The sequence below is a fragment of the Streptomyces gamaensis genome, assembly GCF_042656465.1.
Lineage (GTDB): Bacteria > Actinomycetota > Actinomycetes > Streptomycetales > Streptomycetaceae > Streptomyces > Streptomyces gamaensis.
In genome coordinates, this window is sequence record NZ_JBHSPB010000015.1 from 99,348 (window position 1) to 115,316 (window position 15,969).

The 15,969-nt window shown below is 72.1% G+C and carries 22 protein-coding genes; 5 read left to right on the forward strand and 17 right to left on the reverse strand.

Annotated elements, in window-relative coordinates; all coding sequences use genetic code 11:
- Positions 1–35: 35 nt before the first annotated feature.
- The 3 genes from ACFP1Z_RS23255 (at position 36) to ACFP1Z_RS23265 (ending at position 2,415) form a co-directional block, all read left to right on the forward strand.
- The gene (locus tag ACFP1Z_RS23255; protein ID WP_390319039.1) at positions 36–932 is read left to right on the forward strand and encodes a helix-turn-helix domain-containing protein; all 897 of its coding nucleotides are present in this window, start codon (positions 36–38) and stop codon (positions 930–932) included.
- Complete coding sequence (locus tag ACFP1Z_RS23260; RefSeq protein WP_390319041.1) at positions 929–1,147, forward strand: DUF397 domain-containing protein; 219 nt, start codon at positions 929–931, stop codon at positions 1,145–1,147. Before ACFP1Z_RS23255 ends, ACFP1Z_RS23260 begins: the two co-directional genes overlap by 4 nt.
- 374 nt (positions 1,148–1,521) lie before the next feature.
- A complete protein-coding gene (locus ACFP1Z_RS23265; RefSeq protein WP_390319043.1) occupies positions 1,522–2,415 on the forward strand; it encodes an SGNH/GDSL hydrolase family protein in 894 nt (297 codons plus the stop codon).
- Positions 2,416–2,641: 226 nt separating this feature from the next.
- Here the strand turns inward: ACFP1Z_RS23265 and ACFP1Z_RS23270 are convergent, their stop codons facing one another.
- From ACFP1Z_RS23270 to hisI, 12 genes are all read right to left on the reverse strand, one after another.
- Positions 2,642–2,995, reverse strand: coding sequence for a hypothetical protein (locus tag ACFP1Z_RS23270; RefSeq protein WP_390319045.1), 354 nt, complete (start codon positions 2,993–2,995; stop codon positions 2,642–2,644).
- Positions 2,996–3,014: 19 nt separating this feature from the next.
- Complete coding sequence (locus tag ACFP1Z_RS23275; protein WP_390319209.1) at positions 3,015–3,548, reverse strand: hypothetical protein; 534 nt, start codon at positions 3,546–3,548, stop codon at positions 3,015–3,017.
- A gap of 86 nt (positions 3,549–3,634) precedes the next feature.
- On the reverse strand, positions 3,635–4,417 hold the full coding sequence (locus tag ACFP1Z_RS23280; RefSeq protein ID WP_390319211.1) for a DsbA family protein: 783 nt from the start codon (positions 4,415–4,417) through the stop codon (positions 3,635–3,637).
- Positions 4,418–4,525: 108 nt separating this feature from the next.
- Positions 4,526–5,341, reverse strand: a complete 816-nt coding sequence (gene trpA / locus ACFP1Z_RS23285; protein ID WP_390319047.1) for a tryptophan synthase subunit alpha — start codon at positions 5,339–5,341, stop codon at positions 4,526–4,528.
- The gene (gene trpB / locus ACFP1Z_RS23290; RefSeq protein WP_390319050.1) at positions 5,338–6,594 is read right to left on the reverse strand and encodes a tryptophan synthase subunit beta; all 1,257 of its coding nucleotides are present in this window, start codon (positions 6,592–6,594) and stop codon (positions 5,338–5,340) included. Before trpB ends, trpA begins: the two co-directional genes overlap by 4 nt.
- Positions 6,595–6,696: 102 nt before the next feature.
- Positions 6,697–6,849, reverse strand: coding sequence for a tryptophan biosynthesis modulator TrpM (gene trpM / locus ACFP1Z_RS23295; protein WP_390319052.1), 153 nt, complete (start codon positions 6,847–6,849; stop codon positions 6,697–6,699).
- Between the two features lie 6 nt (positions 6,850–6,855).
- The gene (gene trpC / locus ACFP1Z_RS23300; protein WP_390319054.1) at positions 6,856–7,671 is read right to left on the reverse strand and encodes an indole-3-glycerol phosphate synthase TrpC; all 816 of its coding nucleotides are present in this window, start codon (positions 7,669–7,671) and stop codon (positions 6,856–6,858) included.
- 165 nt (positions 7,672–7,836) lie between these two features.
- Positions 7,837–8,262, reverse strand: a complete 426-nt coding sequence (locus ACFP1Z_RS23305) for a DUF2752 domain-containing protein (protein WP_390319056.1) — start codon at positions 8,260–8,262, stop codon at positions 7,837–7,839.
- A 92-nt stretch (positions 8,263–8,354) separates the two neighbouring features.
- The gene (locus ACFP1Z_RS23310; protein WP_390319058.1) at positions 8,355–8,582 is read right to left on the reverse strand and encodes an HGxxPAAW family protein; all 228 of its coding nucleotides are present in this window, start codon (positions 8,580–8,582) and stop codon (positions 8,355–8,357) included.
- 151 nt (positions 8,583–8,733) lie between these two features.
- Entirely contained in the window at positions 8,734–9,399 is a 666-nt protein-coding gene (locus ACFP1Z_RS23315) for a TIGR02234 family membrane protein (protein WP_390319060.1), read from the reverse strand.
- A gap of 72 nt (positions 9,400–9,471) precedes the next feature.
- Positions 9,472–11,013 (reverse strand): anthranilate synthase component I, encoded by a 1,542-nt coding sequence (locus ACFP1Z_RS23320; RefSeq protein ID WP_390319062.1) that lies wholly within the window; start codon positions 11,011–11,013, stop codon positions 9,472–9,474.
- Positions 11,014–11,024: 11 nt separating this feature from the next.
- Positions 11,025–11,417, reverse strand: coding sequence for a phosphoribosyl-AMP cyclohydrolase (gene hisI / locus ACFP1Z_RS23325; RefSeq protein WP_390319065.1), 393 nt, complete (start codon positions 11,415–11,417; stop codon positions 11,025–11,027).
- A gap of 101 nt (positions 11,418–11,518) precedes the next feature.
- On the opposite strand from hisI, the gene ACFP1Z_RS23330 reads away from it, so the two are divergent.
- The gene (locus ACFP1Z_RS23330) at positions 11,519–12,466 is read left to right on the forward strand and encodes a septum formation family protein (protein ID WP_390319068.1); all 948 of its coding nucleotides are present in this window, start codon (positions 11,519–11,521) and stop codon (positions 12,464–12,466) included.
- 73 nt (positions 12,467–12,539) lie between these two features.
- A complete protein-coding gene (locus ACFP1Z_RS23335; protein WP_390319070.1) occupies positions 12,540–13,172 on the forward strand; it encodes a TIGR03085 family metal-binding protein in 633 nt (210 codons plus the stop codon).
- Between the two features lie 36 nt (positions 13,173–13,208).
- Here the strand turns inward: ACFP1Z_RS23335 and hisF are convergent, their stop codons facing one another.
- From hisF to ACFP1Z_RS23360, 5 genes are all read right to left on the reverse strand, one after another.
- Positions 13,209–13,964, reverse strand: coding sequence for an imidazole glycerol phosphate synthase subunit HisF (gene hisF / locus ACFP1Z_RS23340; protein WP_390319072.1), 756 nt, complete (start codon positions 13,962–13,964; stop codon positions 13,209–13,211).
- On the reverse strand, positions 13,961–14,368 hold the full coding sequence (locus ACFP1Z_RS23345) for a RidA family protein (protein WP_390319074.1): 408 nt from the start codon (positions 14,366–14,368) through the stop codon (positions 13,961–13,963). The genes hisF and ACFP1Z_RS23345 overlap by 4 nt, the downstream gene beginning before the upstream one ends.
- Positions 14,365–15,090 (reverse strand): bifunctional 1-(5-phosphoribosyl)-5-((5-phosphoribosylamino)methylideneamino)imidazole-4-carboxamide isomerase/phosphoribosylanthranilate isomerase PriA, encoded by a 726-nt coding sequence (gene priA, locus ACFP1Z_RS23350; protein WP_390319076.1) that lies wholly within the window; start codon positions 15,088–15,090, stop codon positions 14,365–14,367. The genes ACFP1Z_RS23345 and priA overlap by 4 nt, the downstream gene beginning before the upstream one ends.
- A 64-nt stretch (positions 15,091–15,154) precedes the next feature.
- The gene (gene hisH / locus ACFP1Z_RS23355) at positions 15,155–15,799 is read right to left on the reverse strand and encodes an imidazole glycerol phosphate synthase subunit HisH (protein ID WP_390319078.1); all 645 of its coding nucleotides are present in this window, start codon (positions 15,797–15,799) and stop codon (positions 15,155–15,157) included.
- Positions 15,796–15,963 carry a hypothetical protein gene (locus tag ACFP1Z_RS23360; RefSeq protein WP_390319080.1) on the reverse strand — a complete coding sequence of 56 codons (168 nt, stop codon included), beginning with the start codon at positions 15,961–15,963 and terminating at the stop codon, positions 15,796–15,798. Before ACFP1Z_RS23360 ends, hisH begins: the two co-directional genes overlap by 4 nt.
- Positions 15,964–15,969 lie beyond the last annotated feature (6 nt).

Sequence of the window (15,969 nt, forward strand, 5' to 3'; positions counted from 1 at the left end):
CCAACACACGACCCCTGCAAGGCAGTTCGCCACCCTTGGAGGACGACCAGTCCATGCCGAACCAACCAGCCCGACCGACCTTGCGAAGGCGACGCCTCGGCGAAGCGCTCCGCAAGTTCCGCAACCAAGCGGGCATGAACCTCGATCAGGTGGCCGAGGTGATGGGATGGGACCGCACCAAGCTGTCCCGGATCGAGAACGCCAAGGCCCACATCCGCCCTGTCGAGGCATCCAAACTCCTCGGCGTCTACGGCGTGGACGCACCGGACGTCCTCATGGCCATCGAAGGACTGGCCAGGGACGCGGGCAAGAAAGGCTGGTGGCAGACGTACGGAGACGTGGTCGCCGCCGGCTACAAGGACTACTTGTCGCTCGAATGGGACGCCGAGAGCACACGGATCTGCTCCATGAGCCTCATCCCCGGCTTGTTGCAGACCGGAAGCTACGCCCGGCAGGTCATCGCCGCCACTTCGTTCTGGCGACCGCAGGAAGAGGTCAACGCCCTCGCCGAAGTGCGCAAGGCACGTCAGTCCGTACTGACTGCACGGGCCGCCAGACCGCCGCTCGATTTCCGGGCTGTCATCCACGAATCCGTGCTCCGCCAGCACTTCGCATCACAGCCGAACCTCATGCGCGACCAGCTCCGGCACCTGTTGGACATGTCCGACCTGCCGAACATCACGCTTCAGATCATGCCGGTGGCCATGCCGCCGAACCCCGGAATGAGCGGCCTTTTCGAGGTCGTTCGGTTCCCTCACCCATGGCCGACCGTCGTGCTCACCGAAAACCTGGTGGGCGGTCAGTTCGTTGAGGGTACCCATCATGTGGACGTCTTCGAGAAAGCCTTCGACAACATCGTCGCTGCCGCACTCCCCGTGGACCAGTCACGGGAGATCATCAGGAAGATCATGGAAAAGGACGGCCAGACATGAACGGCATAGAAAGCCTGCGCGATCACGACCTGAGCGGCGCCCTCTGGCGCAAGTCGTCATACAGCAACGGCGGCGAACACTGCGTCGAAATTGCCGACTTGCCCGGCGGAGGGGTTGCCGTCCGTGATTCCAAGGACCCGGACCGCCCCGACCTGCGCTACACCACTGATGAATGGAACGCGTTCCGTTCTGGCGTGATAAACGGCGCACTGTAGGCGCGGAGTTGATGCAGGTTCCCCGACAGTGGGGCCATTTCCTCGCTCTGAGGGCCACTCAGGGGCCAATTGCCCCCTTAGTGTTGGCCCGCCCGTGACAGCTACTGGTCGAGTGGCACGCCCGCAGCCCTCGTGGCGCTCTCTGAGCGCGCCTTGAGGCTTCCCCCGTTTCAGTGACCTATGGAGCAAAGATTCGCGGGGGTGTGCGCGGTGGCTTGGGGCGTGCGTGCGCGGATGGAAGGGGAGGGATTCGTCGGACCGTACGCCGATCCCCTTCTCCTGCCCCTTTGAGCGGGGCTGACGCGCGGTCCACGAAGGTCCGGTGATTCGCGTCGGCCGGCAGTGCCGGCCTGCTCAAGGGGAGGGAAACAGCCATGACCCGTCACACCCTCCGGCACAGAACGCGCCGACTGCTGGCCGCCCTGACCTCGGCGATCGTGGTGGCGGGCGGGCTCACCGCAGCCGCCCCCACCACCGCCTGGGCCCGCGCCGGCTACAGCCGCTATGTCGCGCTGGGGGACTCCTTCGCGGCCGTCGGCACCGTCACGAAGGTCCACGGCACCCCTGCCGGGTGCGGCCGGGCCACGGACAACTACCCCAGCGACCTCGCCAGGTCGCTCGGGGTGGCCGACTTCGTCGACGTCTCCTGCGCCGGCGCCACGACCACCAACATGACCACCCCGCAGAGCGTGCAGCCGCTCGGCCAGAACCCGCCCCAGTTCGACGCGCTGACCCCCGACACCGACCTGGTCACGGTCACCATCTCCGGGAACGACGTCCTCAGCCCCATCCTCCTCACCTGCCTTCAGGGCAGCCTCACCGACCCGCTGGGCAACCCCTGCCAGCGGCACTACACCGCGGGCGGGACCGATCAGGCGGCCGCGATGATCAACGAGGCCGCCCCGAAGGTCGCCGGTGTCCTCGACGGCATCCACCAGCGTTCCCCCCACGCGACCGTCGTCCTCGTCGGCTACCTGCAACTGGCGCCGCCCACCACCGGATGCTGGCCACTGCTGCCCATCGCTCGCGGCGACGTCCCCTACGTCCACGGCCTCTTCCGGCAGATGAACGCCGTGCTCGGAACCGTCGCCGGCGGCCATCACACGCTGTTCAGCAACCCCGGCAACTTCACCGGGCACGACGCGTGCCAGCAGCCGGGAGTCAAATGGACCGAGGGCCTCATCCCCACCTCCCCCTCGGCCCCCCTGCACCCCAACGCCACCGGACAGGCCCACGTCGCCGCGCTCACCCAAGCGCTCCTGTCCTGAACCACCGACACCATGAGAAGCCGGGTGACCCGCAAGAGCCGCTTCTCCGGGGCACCCGGCTTCTTGACCAGCAACTGCACGGGGTACAGACGAAGGCCGCTCTACCGCCCGGCAAACGCACAGGCAAGCGGCCTGCAGTGAGCACATCACCGCTCGCTACCCGGCGCTCCGCCTCGGGAGGGCTGAGGGTCGGCACGACCTGCCGGACCGCACGCGCGAGCGCTGCTCAGCTTCCCTGCGGTGGAGAGCTGAGTACTGTGAAGTTCTCGCCGGGGGCCAGTCCGATCACGCGGACAGGATCCTCCTGGTACTCCCACGTGGCCGGATCCGCGAGGAGCCGTTCCAGTGCGGATCCCGCGACCACATCACCGGCTTCGCAGGCCGGCCACTCGGGGCCCGAGTGCACCACGATGTACTTCTCCTGAGACCACCGGGAAATGATCCGCGTGAAGACGGGGATGTGTCGGCGCCACACCTCTTCGTCCTCGCTCTCCGACCAGTCCGCCAGGAGGGACCAGAGAGGGGAGAGCTCGCGAGCGTTCAGGAGGGCGCATTCTTCTTCTGGGCTGATCCATTCCATTGCTGGGCCTTCGCGTGGGCTACCGGATTCTGCTGGCACCCGGCACCGACACGCTACCGGGTGCCAGCCCAACGGACTCCGGATCCGCCATCAGCACCACGCGATCAGCCGCGGGATCGAACCCGAGCACCGGATGCCCGTAGCCGCCCTCGTCGGTCATGGCCACCATTTTGTTCAGCCTCCGGCCGAGCGTGCTCAGAAACCGGCAGAGGGTGTCCACTCCTTCCTGGCCCTGCAACTCCCGGAGGTCGACATCGAAGTCGATCTCCTCAGCGGACATCAGCCAGAAGTGGACGCACACACCCGGCACAGGCCAGACCCGCAAAACGACCGACTCCGCATCGTCCGGACGCGGCAACACCTCCGCCGCGAGAGGCAGCGGCCCCGCGGCGCTGCCCTCCACGTACTCCCATGTCCACCCGCTCGACCGGATCAGGTCGAAGACCGCCTGCCAGTCCTCGACCGAAGTGTTCTCCACGCACACGTCCGGCAGAGCGCCCATCAGATCCGGGTCGAAGAAGTTCCTGACGTCGTCCCACAGCAAATCCGGCATTCCGCCATGCTGCACGCCAAACTCATTGAGCACACCCGATTTTCCAACGTACCGCCCGCCCCTGCCCCCACCCCCACCGCAATTCCCTACCCCTTCGGCCCCTCCCCCACCAGCTTGCGCAGCTTGTCCGGCGTCAGCGGATTCGCCGGGTCCCCGTACACACTCTTGCCGTTGACGAGCACCGTCGGAGTCGCCTTGTACTGCGAGGAGTTGAACGCCTCGTTCGACTTCTTCACCCAGCTGTTGTGCGTGCCGTCCGTGACGCACTTCTCGAACTCGGCGGTGCGCAGCCCCGGCACCTGGCCGGCCAGGTCCAGCAGGCGGGACTTCTTCGCGAAGGCGTCATTCGTCTCAAGGGGCTGGTTCTTGTAGAGGACGTCGTGGTACGCGCCGAACTTCCCGGCGTCCTGGGCGCACGCCGCCGCGTTCGCCGCGTTCAGGGAGCCGGTACCGCCCAGGTTTTTGTCGATCAGGGTCACCAGATGGTAGTCGGCCTTCAACTCGCCCTTGTTCTCCAGGTCGTGGACCGTGTCACGGAAGACGTTCTCGAACTGGCCGCAGCCGGGGCAGCGGAAGTCCTCGTAGACGGTGAGGGTGGACTTCGCGGAGGACGGGCCGAGGGGGATGGTGACGTTGTCCTTGCCGGTGGCGCCCTGGGGGGCGACCAGGGGGCCCGCGACCTCCGGCTTCTTCGGCTTGTGGGAGCCGGCGACGACGGCCGCGATGCCCGCGCCGGCGCCGAGGACCGCGACCACCACGACGGCCGCGATCAGGGTGCGTTTGCGTTGCGCGCGGGCCACTTCCTTCTCGCGCTGTTCCCGCAGCCGCTCGCGGGCGCTGCGCTTTCCGTCCTTGTTCTTCGGGTTCACATCCCTGGACAACGAGCGGACGGCGGGCCGGGGACGCGTCGTCCACGTCCCCGGCCGCCGGTTCCTTCCAAAGGGTTACCCCGTCAAAGGGGTACCCCTGCCGAGGGGTTAGGCCCGGCCGCGGACCCCCGCGGCCAGCTCGCCCGCCAGCGCCCGTACGCCCGCCAGGCCCGCCTCCACGTCCGGCGCGTCCAGCAGCCGCTTGACGAACGCGGAGCCGACGATGACGCCGTCGGCGAAGGAGCCGACCTCCTGGGCCTGCCGTGCGTCGGAGACGCCGAGGCCGACGCACACGGGGAGTTCGGTCACGGCCCGCGTACGGCGCACCAGTTCGCGCGCCTCGTGCCCGACGGACTCCCTCGTTCCGGTGACGCCCATCAGCGAGGCCGCGTACACGAAACCGCTGCCCGCCGCCGTGATCTTCGCGAGGCGCTCGTCGCGGCTGCTCGGCGCGACGACGAACACCGTGGCCAGGCCGTGCTGTTCGGCCGCCTTGCGCCACACGTCGGCCTCCTCGACGGGGAGGTCGGGCAGGATACAGCCCGCTCCCCCGGCCGCCGCGAGGTCGGCGGCGAAGCGCTCGACCCCGTAGGCGTCGACGGGGTTCCAGTACGTCATGCACAGCACCGGCGCGCCCGTCGCGGCGTGCGCCTCGCGGACCGTGCGGATGACGTCGGTGATGCGGATGCCGCCGCGCAGCGCGATGTCGTCGGCGGTCTGGATGACGGGGCCGTCGAGGACGGGGTCGCTGTGCGGCAGGCCGACCTCGACGATGTCGCAGCCGCCCTCGATCATCGCGGTGACGGCGCGTACGCCGTCGTCGACGGTCGGGAAGCCGGCGGGGAGGTAGCCGACGAGCGCGGCCCGGCCCTCCTCCCTGGCCCCGGCGATCGCCCGGCTCAACAGCTCGATGTTGCCGCTCACTTCGCCGCCCCCTCGTCGCCGCCGTTCCCGGAGTCGTAGAGTCCGAAGTAGCGGGCCGCCGTGTCCATGTCCTTGTCGCCGCGTCCGGAGAGGTTGACCAGGATCAGTCCCTCCGCGCCCAGTTCCCTGCCGATCTCCAGGGCTCCCGCGAGGGCGTGCGCGCTCTCGATGGCCGGGATGATGCCCTCGGTGCGCGACAGCAGCCGCAGCGCCTGCATGGCCTCGTCGTCGGTGACGGCGCGGTACTCGGCGCGGCCGGTGTCCTTCAGGTACGAGTGCTCGGGGCCGATGCCCGGGTAGTCGAGCCCGGCCGAGATCGAGTACGGCTCGGTGATCTGCCCGTCCTCGTCCTGCAGGACGTACGAGCGCGAGCCGTGCAGGATGCCGGGCGTGCCGGCGGTCAGCGTCGCGGCGTGCTCGCCGCTGGTGACGCCGTGCCCGCCGGGCTCGCAGCCCACGAGCCGTACGGACGTGTCGGGGAGGAACGCGTGGAAGAGGCCGATGGCGTTGGAGCCGCCGCCCACGCAGGCGACGGCCGCGTCCGGCAGCCGGCCCGTGCGCTCCAGGATCTGGCGGCGCGCCTCGACGCCGATGACGCGGTGGAAGTCGCGCACCAGCGCCGGGAAGGGGTGCGGTCCGGCGACCGTGCCGAACAGGTAGTGGGTGCGGTCGACGTTGGCGACCCAGTCGCGGAACGCCTCGTTGATGGCGTCCTTCAGGGTGCGGCTGCCGGACTTCACGGCGATGACCTCGGCGCCGAGCATGCGCATCCGGGCCACGTTGAGGGCCTGGCGCTTGGTGTCGACCTCGCCCATGTAGATGGTGCACTCCAGGCCGAACAGCGCGCAGGCGGTGGCGGTCGCGACGCCGTGCTGGCCGGCGCCGGTCTCGGCGATGACGCGGGTCTTGCCCATGCGCTTGGTGAGCAGGGCCTGCCCCAGCACATTGTTGATCTTGTGGGAGCCGGTGTGGTTGAGGTCCTCGCGCTTGAGGAACACCCGGGCCCCGCCCGCGTGCTCGGCGAAGCGCGGCACCTCGGTCAGGGCGCTGGGCCGCCCCGTGTAGTTGACCATCAGGTCGTTGAGCTCGGCCGCGAAGGCGGGGTCCGCCTTGGCCTTCTCGTACTCGGTGGCGACCTCGTCGACGGCGGCGACGAGCGCTTCGGGGATGAACTTGCCGCCGTAGGAGCCGAAGTAGCCGGCGGGGGTGGGGACTTGTCCCTCGGGGTCGGGGATGAAGAATTCAGAGGACACGGAGGTACTCCTGAGAAAGCTGTGAGGTTCGGGGCAACGGGTGGGCGGGAGCGAATGGCCCGCCGCAGGCGCGATGGCGCCGCACCCGGCGAAACAGATCAGCTACAGCGCAGCGACGCGACGCCATCGCCGCCCGTTGACCTGCCCAGGCTCACAGCCGATGTGATACCGCACGCGCCGCCCGCGCACCCGCCGCGCGGGCGCGCGGCAGCCCCGGGGGCGGCACCCCCGGGCCAGGCGCGCGTACGCGGTCATCGCGGGTCAGTCCCGTCCGTGCCCGTGCCGCAGCGCGGGGTGCGCCCCGGCCGCCACGAGGTCGGCGACCGCGCCCTTCGGGTCGCGTCCGGTCACCAGGGACTCGCCGACGAGCACCGCGTCGGCGCCGTCGTTCGCGTAGGCGATCAGGTCGTGGGGGCCGCGCACGCCCGACTCGGCGACCTTGATGATGCCGTCGGGGATCGTGGGGGCGACGCGGGCGAAAGTGCCCCGGTCCACCTCAAGCGTCTTGAGGTTACGGGCGTTGACGCCGATGACCCGGGCCCCGGCGGCCACCGCGCGCTCGACCTCGTCCTCGTCGTGGACCTCGACGAGGGGGGTCAGGCCGATCGACTCGGCGCGCTCGATCAGCGAGACCAGGGCCTCCTGCTCCAGCGCGGCGACGATCAGCAGGACGAGGTCGGCGCCGTGCGCGCGGGCCTCCCACAGCTGGTAGGCGGTGACGATGAAGTCCTTGCGCAGGACGGGGATGTCGACCCGGGCGCGGACGGCCTCCAGGTCGGCGAGCGAGCCGCCGAAGCGGCGCTGCTCGGTCAGGACGCTGATGACGGACGCGCCGCCCGCCTCGTAGTCGGCGGCGAGCCCGGCGGGGTCGGCGATCGCGGCGAGCGCGCCCTTGGAGGGGCTGGAGCGCTTGACCTCGCAGATCACGCTGACGTTCTCGCCGCGCAGGGCGGCCGCGCCGTCCCTGGCCTGCGGGGCCCTGGCCGCGCGCTCCTTGAGCTCGTCGAGGCTGACGCGCGCCTGCCGCTCCGCGAGGTCGGCACGGACTCCGTCGATGATCTCGTCGAGCACACTCACGCGAGCGGCCCCCTTCCGGACTCGGATCGTCAGGGCTGGCGTACGGCAGGTCCGGCCTCACCGGGCACCGCACCTCACCAGGCACTGCGATGGTACTTGCCGGAGGGCGAAGGTCTCGCATCCGGTCGACCGCGATCCCATCACGTGGACGCGCGGGTGGACGCGTCAGGGGGCGAGCACGGACCCGTACGGCAGGTTCCGTACCACCGTGAACAGCGTGACAGCCGCCCCCAGGGCCCACCAGTGGGCGGCCCGCAGCGGCAGGCGCACGCCCGCGCGTCCGCGGACGGTCCGGGCGAGCCAGGTGCCCCACAGCAGGGCGAAAGCGGCGTATCCGGCGACGGCGAGCGCGTTCGCGCCGAGGGCCGTGAGGAGCTCGCCGTGGACGAGCGCGTGGGCGCCGCGCAGCCCGCCGCAGGCGGGGCAGTACAGACCGGTCAGCCGCAGGAAGGGGCAGGCGGGGTAGTGCCCGGGGGTGCCCGGGTCGACGGCCCCGACGCGGGCGAAGGCGGCGGCGACCCCGGCGCCGACCGCGAGCGGGGGTGCGAGGCGGCGGGGCAGGGAGGGGGCCGCGGTCCGGGACTGCCTCACAGCCGCAGTCTGCCCCGGAGAGCGCGAAGGCGCAGCCCGGGAACGTCCGGACCGCGCCTTGGAAGAGCGTGCGGGAGCGCGCAGCGCGAGGGTCAGCCCTTCTGGCCCACCGCGATCGGCTCGGGGTACTGGCCCTTGCCCATCAGGCGCATGATGCCGCCGACGACACCGCCGAGGAGGATGAGCCCGATACCGGCCCAGAAGCCGACCGCGTTGGCCATCACCATGAACACACCGGCGACGCAGAAGCCGATGAAAGCGATGATGACGCCGGTCCAGGCGGCCGGAGTGTGTCCGTGGTGAACGTCGTTACCCGCCATGAGTTGACTCCTCGTTGCTGTGGCGCGCCTGCGGGCGCGGAAAACGCTGCGGCCCATTGTCCCGTACGGGCCGGGGCGGACTCGCGCCGGGGTCGGCGTGTCAGCGCGTCGGCTGGGCGTGCGCCGCGGCCGGTCGGACGGGGGGACGCGGTCAGTCGGAAGGGCGCTGGGGGCCGCCGCCGGTGGGGTCCTCGCCCCGGTCGAGGGCCTTCCACAGCTCCTCGGGGCGCTCGGGGTCGGGGGCGGTGCGGGCGGTGCGGCGCGGGCGCGGGGCGCCGTCGCGCTCGTAACGGCCCGACATGGCGGGCCAGTTGCGGCCGAAGCGCAGGGCGAGGAGGCCGGCGAGCAGCAGCAGCGCGCCGCCGGCGAGGGCGACCCACGGCCAGGCGGTGTGGCTGACGTCGGCGACGGCGGCGTGGGCCAGGCCCGTGGCCTTGGCGGCCTGCTCCTCCAGGGCGGCGGTGTCGAAGGCGCCGTCGACGGCGCTCGCGACGACGCCCGCGCCGCACAGGGCGAGCAGGGCGGCGACGACGGTGCGCCAGACGCCGCGGACGGCGAAGACGGCGACGAGCGCGGCGAGGCCGACGACGGCCAGGGCGCCCGGTACGCCGGTGACCTGCGCTCCGGTGGCGTGCTTGTCGATCGCGGTCTGGGCGATGGTGGCGGTGCCCTCGGCCCAGGTGCGGCTGCCGGCCAGCAGGACGAGCGCGGCGCCGGCGGCACCGAGCACGAGGGCGGCGGCGACACTGCGCCGGTTGCCGGCACCGCGGCGCGCGGGTTCGGCGTGGGGGCGGGGATGCGGTACGGCTGCGCTCACGGTTACCACTATCTCTCGGATCTCCTGCGGGGGCGCCCGGGGGTCACCCGTGCGCCCGCGCAGGGCGTCCGGTCAGGGGGCGAGGCGTTCCGCCGCGCGGACGGCCCGCAGGACGGCGGCGGCCTTGTTGCGGCACTCGGTGTCCTCGGCGACGGGGTCGGAGTCGGCGACGATGCCCGCGCCCGCCTGGACGTAGGCGGTGCCGTCGCGCAGCACGGCGGTGCGGATCGCGATGGCGGTGTCGGAGTCCCCCGCGAAGTCGAGATAGCCGACGCAGCCGCCGTACAGGCCCCGGCGCACCGGTTCCAGCTCCTCGATGATCTGCATCGCGCGCGGCTTGGGCGCCCCGGAGAGGGTGCCGGCGGGGAAGCACGCGGTGAGCACGTCGAAGGCGGTACGGCCGGGGGCGAGCCGGCCGGTGACGGTGGAGACGATGTGCATGACGTGGCTGTAGCGCTCGACCGACATGAAGTCGACGACCTCGACGCTGCCGGGCTCGCAGACCCGGCCCAGGTCGTTGCGGCCGAGGTCGACGAGCATCAGGTGCTCGGCGCGCTCCTTGGGGTCGGCGAGCAGTTCCTCGGCGAGGGCCGCGTCCGCCTGCGGGGTCGCGCCGCGCGGGCGGGTGCCGGCGATGGGGTGCAGCATGGCGTGCCCGTCCTCGACCTTCACCAGCGCCTCGGGGCTGGAGCCGACGACGTCGAACCCCTCGAAGCGGATCAGGTACATGTACGGGCTGGGGTTCGTCGCCCGCAGCATCCGGTACACGTCCAGCGCGGAGGCCGTGCACGGCGTCTCGAAGCGCTGGGAGGGCACGACCTGGAACGCCTCGCCGGCGCGGATGCGCTCCTTGATGTCCTCGACGGCCGTCATGAAGTCGGGGCCGCCCCAGCGGGCGGTGAACTCCGGCAGTTCGGCGGGCGGCAGCACGGCGGGGCCGGTGGGCGCGGGGCGGCCGAGGTCGGCGGCCATGGCGTCGAGGCGGGCGAGGGCGTCGGCGTAGGCCTCGTCGACGCCGGTCTCCAGGTCGTTGTGGTTGATCGCGTTGGCGATCAGCAGGACCGTGCCGTTCCAGTGGTCGAGAACGGCCAGGTCGGAGGTGAGCAGCATGGTCAGCTCGGGCAGGCCCAGCGGGTCGCGGTCCTCCCCGCCGTGCTCGCCGATCTTCTCCAGGCGGCGGACGATGTCGTAGCCGAGATAGCCGACCATGCCGCCGGTGAACGGCGGCAGGCCCGCGTCCTCGACGAGGTCGCGGGGGGTGTGCAGGGCCTCGACGGTGGCGCGCAGCGCGGCCAGCGGGTCGCCGTCGGTGGGCACGCCCACGGGCGGGGCGCCCAGCCAGTGGGCGGCGCCGTCCCGCACGGTGAGGGTCGCGGCGCTGCGGACGCCGACGAACGAGTAGCGGGACCAGGTGCGCCCGTTCTCGGCGGACTCCAGCAGGAAGGTGCCGGGCCGCTCGGCGGCGAGCTTGCGGTAGAGGCCGACAGGGGTGTCCCCGTCGGCGAGGAGACGCCGGGTGACCGGGATGACCCGGCGGTCCTTCGCGAGGGTGCGGAAGGTCTCGGCGTCGGGAACGGTGGCGGGAGCGACGTCCCCCGTGGTCGTGGCAGCCATGCCAGCGGAGCCTACTGTCCCGTTCCCGGACGGACCGGGAGGGTGCCCGCGTCGAAGCAGGTGCGGTCACCGGTGTGGCAGGCGGCGCCGACCTGGTCGACCTTGACCAGGAGGGTGTCGGCGTCGCAGTCCAGGGCGACGGACTTCACGTGCTGGACGTGGCCGGAGGTGTCGCCCTTGACCCAGTACTCCGCGCGGCTGCGGCTCCAGTAGGTGCAGCGGCCGGTGGTCAGGGTGCGGTGCAGGGCCTCGTCGTCCATCCACCCGAGCATGAGCACCTCGCCGGTGTCGTACTGCTGGGCGATGGCGGGGACCAGGCCGTCGGGGCTGCGCTTGAGGCGGGCGGCGATGGCCGGGTCGAGGGCGGAGGATCCGGGGCGTGCGGGCGCGGTGTTGCCGGTCATGGGGTCCATTCTGCCGCCCCGGCCGGACATTTCCGCCGGTGCGGGCCTTGATCGGGCAACCCGGGGGCGGGGGTGTCAGTGGCGTACGGCATGCTTCGTCCATGACGTCTCCGCCTCCGCCGAACGCTCCGCCGCCGACCGGCCCGCCGCCGACCGGTGCGGGTGCCGCACAGCCCGGCGCGGGCGACGGCTTCGGCCCGCCCCGCGGCTTCGGCCCGCCGACGGGGGCGCCGGGGCACGGGGCGGCCCCCGCGCGGGGGCCGCTGCCGGGGGCACAGGGTGCGGCCGCAGCCGGTGCGGTTCCGGGTCCACCGGCGCACGGGGCGCAGAGCTTGCCGGGTCCGCTGTCGGCTGCGGCGGGGCCCGTCCCGGGCGCACCCGGCCCGGTGCCGGGTGGCTACGGGCCCCCCGGTCCGTACGGGCAGCCCGCTCCCTACGGGGCGTACGCGCAGCCGTACGCCCCGCCCCCTCCCCCGCCCTCGGGCGGGAAGGCCGCCAAGGTCGCCGCGATCGTGATCGCCTGTGTGCTGGCGGCGGGCGTGGTCGTCGGCGGGCTGATCCTCGTCGCGGGCGGTGGGCAGCGGGAGGCGGACGCCGAGGACGCGAAGCCCTCGCACGCGCCGTCGCGGCAGCACGCGCCGGGCGGGTCCGGCCTGCCGGACCCCTCCTCGTCGCCGGACGCGCACCGGGTGCAGTACGTCGTGCTCAAGCCCGGCCAGTGCTTCGACCATCCGACGCTGACCAGCGGCATCACCGAGGTGCGCACCACGTCCTGCTCGGGCCGGCACGACGGCGAGGTCGTCGCGAACGAGACGCTGACGGGCACGTTCTCCTCGCAGCAGGAGATACGCGAGCGGGCCCGGGCGCTGTGCGAGGGCGCGGTGCGGGCCCGGCTGCGGGCCATGCCCGACGGCCACCAGCGCTTCTACTCGTTCTCGCTCTTCCCCGTGAAGCGGACCTACGAGCGCGGCGAGGACCAGGTCACCTGCGCGCTCACCCGCAGCCTGTCGCCCGACGGGCCCAAGCTCACCGCGCCGCTGCCGGGCTGAGCCGCCCGCTCCTCCGGAGCAGCCGGGGGCCGGTGCCATGGCACGGCGGCGCGACCGGTCGTAGGGTGGCGTCATGTCGACGCATGCACAGCGCGAACGCCTGCTCCTGGCCGATCTGTTGGAGACGGTGGGTCCCGACGCCCCGACCCTGTGCGAGGGCTGGCGCACCCGCGATCTCGCGGCGCATGTCGTGGTGCGCGAGCGCCGTGCGGACGCGGCCGCCGGCGCGGTGTTCAAGCCGCTGGCCGGCCGGCTGGAGCGGGTGCAGGCGGAGCTCGCCGCGAAGCCGTACGAGGAGCTGGTCCAGCTCATCCGTACGGGCCCGCCGAAGCTGTCGCCGTTCGCCCTCAAGCCGGTGGACGAGGCCGCCAACACGGTCGAGTTCTATGTGCACACCGAGGACGTGCGGCGGGCGCAGCCGGAGTGGACGCCCCGCGAGGTGGACCCGGTCTTCGGCGACGCCCTGTGGAGCCGCCTGGAGAAGATGGCCCGCGTGCTGGGCCGCAAGTCACCGGTGGGCCTGGTGCTGCGCCGCCCCGACGGCCGTACGGCGGTGGCCAACCGTGCCACTCCGGTGGTCACGGTCACGGGCGAGCCGGGCGAGCTGACGTTGTTCGCCTTCGGCCGGCAGGGCGCGGCCAAGGCCGAACTCGACGGTGACAAGGAGGCGGTCGAGAAGGCCCGCGAGGCGAAGCTCGGCGTCTGACGCGGCGGTTCCGGGCGCCGGAACCGCCGTGAGGGGTCAGCGCACGGGGTGGCCCGCCTGGCGCAGGGTTTCCTTCACCTCGCCGATCCGCAGGTCGCCGAAGTGGAAGACCGAGGCGGCCAGGACCGCGTCCGCGCCGGCCTCGACGGCCGGGGGGAAGTGGTCCAGGCGGCCGGCGCCGCCGCTGGCGATGACGGGGACCGTGACGTGCTCGCGGACGGCCCGGATCATCTCGGTGTCGTAGCCGTCCTTGGTGCCGTCGGCGTCCATGGAGTTCAACAGGATCTCGCCGGCGCCGAGTTCGGCCGCGCGGTGCGCCCACTCGACGGCGTCGAGGCCGGTGCCGCGGCGGCCGCCGTGCGTGGTGACCTCGAAGGAGCCGGCGGGGGTGCGCCGGGCGTCGACGGAGAGCACGAGCACCTGGCTGCCGAAGCGTTCGGCGATCTCCCGGATGAGCTCGGGCCGGGCGATCGCGGCGGTGTTGACGCCGACCTTGTCGGCGCCCGCGCGCAGCAGCTTGTCGACGTCGGCCGCGGTGCGTACGCCGCCGCCCACGGTGAGCGGGATGAAGACCTGTTCGGCGGTGCGCCGCACCACGTCGTAGGTGGTCTCGCGGTTGCCGGAGGAGGCCGTGATGTCGAGGAAGGTCAGCTCGTCGGCGCCCTCCTGCCCGTAGATCCGGGCCATTTCGACGGGGTCGCCCGCGTCCCGCAGGTTCTGGAAGTTGACACCCTTGACGACCCGGCCGTTGTCCACGTCCAGGCAGGGGATGACTCGGACCGCCAGGGTCATGTGCTCGCCGCTCCTCGGTAGGCTTCCACTTCGACTTCGACCAGGACGCGCGAGTCGGCGAACCCGGAGACCACGGTGAGGGTGGCCACGGGCCGTACCGTGTCGAAGAGTTCCTTGTGGGCGCGGCCGACCGCGTCCACGTCGCGCGCGTGGGTCAGATACATCCGTGTGCGGATGACGTGTCCGGCGTCGAGGCCGAACTCCCGCAGGGCGCCGAGGGCGTTGGCGAACGCCGCGCGCGCCTGCTCGTAGGGGTCGCCGTCGCCTTGCAGCACCCCGTCCTTCAGGGGTGTGGTGCCGGAGACGAGGACCCGGTCCCCCGCCGCGACGGCCCGTGCGCAGCCGAACGTCTCTTCCCAGGGGTTGTCCGACTGCAGGCGCCGTTCGGCGGGGGACTCACTCATACGGACACAGCCTCCAGGGCTTCTTCCAGGGTGAACGCCTTGGCGTAGAGGGCCTTGCCGACGATGGCGCCCTCGACGCCCTCGGGTACCAGCGTGGCGATTGCCCGCAGATCGTCAAGAGAGGAGACGCCGCCGGAGGCGACGACCGGCCGGTCGGTGCGGGCGCACACGTTCTTCAGCAGGTCCAGGTTGGGGCCCTGGAGCGTGCCGTCCTTGGCGATGTCGGTGACGACGTAGCGGGCGCAGCCCTCGGCGTCGAGACGGGCGAGGGTCTCGTAGAGGTCGCCGCCGTCGCGGGTCCAGCCGCGGCCGCGCAGGGTGGTGCCGCGGACGTCCAGGCCGACGGCGATCCGCTCGCCGTGCTCGGCGATGACCCGGGCGACCCACTCGGGGCTCTCCAGGGCGGCGGTGCCGAGGTTGACGCGGGTGCAGCCGGTGGCGAGGGCGGCGGCCAGGGAGGCGTCGTCGCGGATGCCGCCGGACAGCTCCACCTTGATGTCCATGGCGCGTACGACCTCGGCGATGCGCTCGCGGTTGTCGCCGGTGCCGAAGGCGGCGTCGAGGTCGACCAGATGCAGCCACTCGGCGCCGGCGGCCTGCCAGGCGCGGGCGGCGGCGAGCGGGTCGCCGTAGGAGGTCTCCGAGCCGGACTCGCCGTGGACGAGGCGGACGGCCTGTCCGTCACGGACGTCGACGGCGGGGAGGAGTTCGAGCTTGCTCATCTCGGGCCAATTCTGTGCGGGAGAGTGCGGGAGAGCGGGGCCTGACGTGGGTGGGGGCCGTCGGCTAGAGGGTGCCGAGCCAGTTGGCCAGCAGCCGGGCGCCGGCGTCCCCGGACTTCTCGGGATGGAACTGGGTCGCGCACAGCGGGCCGTTCTCCACGGCGGCGACGAAGGGCTCGCCGTGCGTGGCCCAGGTGACCAGGGGGGCCCGGAGGGCTTCGTGGGTGACCTCCAGGTTCCACTCGCGCACCGCGTAGGAGTGCACGAAGTAGAAGCGGGTCGCGGCGTCGAGGCCCGCGAAGAGCCGGGAGCCCTCGGGGGCGTCGACGGTGTTCCAGCCCATGTGCGGGACGACGGGTGCCTTGAGCGGTTCGACGGTGCCGGGCCACTCGTCGAGGCCCTCGCTCTCCACGCCGTGCTCGATGCCCCGCTCGAAGAGGATCTGCATGCCGACGCAGATGCCCATCACGGGGCGGCCGCCGGCCAGCCGGCGGCCGACGATCCAGTCGCCGCGGGCGGCGCGCAGCCCCTGCATGCAGGCGGCGAACGCGCCGACGCCGGGGACGAGGAGTCCGTCGGCGTTCATGGCTTTGTCGTAGTCGCCGGTGATCTCGACGTCGGCGCCGACGTGCGCGAGGGCGCGCTCGGCGGAGCGTACGTTGCCGAAGCCGTAGTCGAAGACGACGACCTTCTTGCGGTCTCCGCTCATGACCACAGCCCTTCGATCCGCAGCACGCCGGCGGTCAGGCACATCGCGGCGGCGATACCGAGCAGCACGACGACGCCCTTGGGCATGCCCTGTTTGAGGAAGGAGATGATGCCGCCGACCAGGAACAGCCCAACGATGATCAGGGCAGCAGACAGCCCGCTCACTGTGCC

Excerpts from the sequence above, each read along its gene's own strand:
- priA (WP_390319076.1), bottom strand. The coding sequence starts at position 15,090 with ATGAGCAAGCTCGAACTCCTCCCCGCCGTCGACGTCCGTGACGGACAG.
- ACFP1Z_RS23345 (WP_390319074.1), bottom strand. The coding sequence starts at position 14,368 with ATGAGTGAGTCCCCCGCCGAACGGCGCCTGCAGTCGGACAACCCCTGG.
- ACFP1Z_RS23320 (WP_390319062.1), bottom strand. The coding sequence starts at position 11,013 with ATGGCTGCCACGACCACGGGGGACGTCGCTCCCGCCACCGTTCCCGAC.
- ACFP1Z_RS23310 (WP_390319058.1), bottom strand. The coding sequence starts at position 8,582 with ATGGCGGGTAACGACGTTCACCACGGACACACTCCGGCCGCCTGGACC.
- hisH (WP_390319078.1), bottom strand. The coding sequence starts at position 15,799 with ATGAGCGGAGACCGCAAGAAGGTCGTCGTCTTCGACTACGGCTTCGGC.
- ACFP1Z_RS23270 (WP_390319045.1), bottom strand. The coding sequence starts at position 2,995 with ATGGAATGGATCAGCCCAGAAGAAGAATGCGCCCTCCTGAACGCTCGC.
- ACFP1Z_RS23265 (WP_390319043.1), top strand. The coding sequence starts at position 1,522 with ATGACCCGTCACACCCTCCGGCACAGAACGCGCCGACTGCTGGCCGCC.
- trpM (WP_390319052.1), bottom strand. The coding sequence starts at position 6,849 with ATGACCGCGTACGCGCGCCTGGCCCGGGGGTGCCGCCCCCGGGGCTGC.
- hisF (WP_390319072.1), bottom strand. The coding sequence starts at position 13,964 with ATGACCCTGGCGGTCCGAGTCATCCCCTGCCTGGACGTGGACAACGGC.
- ACFP1Z_RS23275 (WP_390319209.1), bottom strand. The coding sequence starts at position 3,548 with ATGCCGGATTTGCTGTGGGACGACGTCAGGAACTTCTTCGACCCGGAT.
- ACFP1Z_RS23335 (WP_390319070.1), top strand. The coding sequence starts at position 12,540 with ATGTCGACGCATGCACAGCGCGAACGCCTGCTCCTGGCCGATCTGTTG.
- hisI (WP_390319065.1), bottom strand. The coding sequence starts at position 11,417 with ATGACCGGCAACACCGCGCCCGCACGCCCCGGATCCTCCGCCCTCGAC.
- ACFP1Z_RS23260 (WP_390319041.1), top strand. The coding sequence starts at position 929 with ATGAACGGCATAGAAAGCCTGCGCGATCACGACCTGAGCGGCGCCCTC.
- ACFP1Z_RS23330 (WP_390319068.1), top strand. The coding sequence starts at position 11,519 with ATGACGTCTCCGCCTCCGCCGAACGCTCCGCCGCCGACCGGCCCGCCG.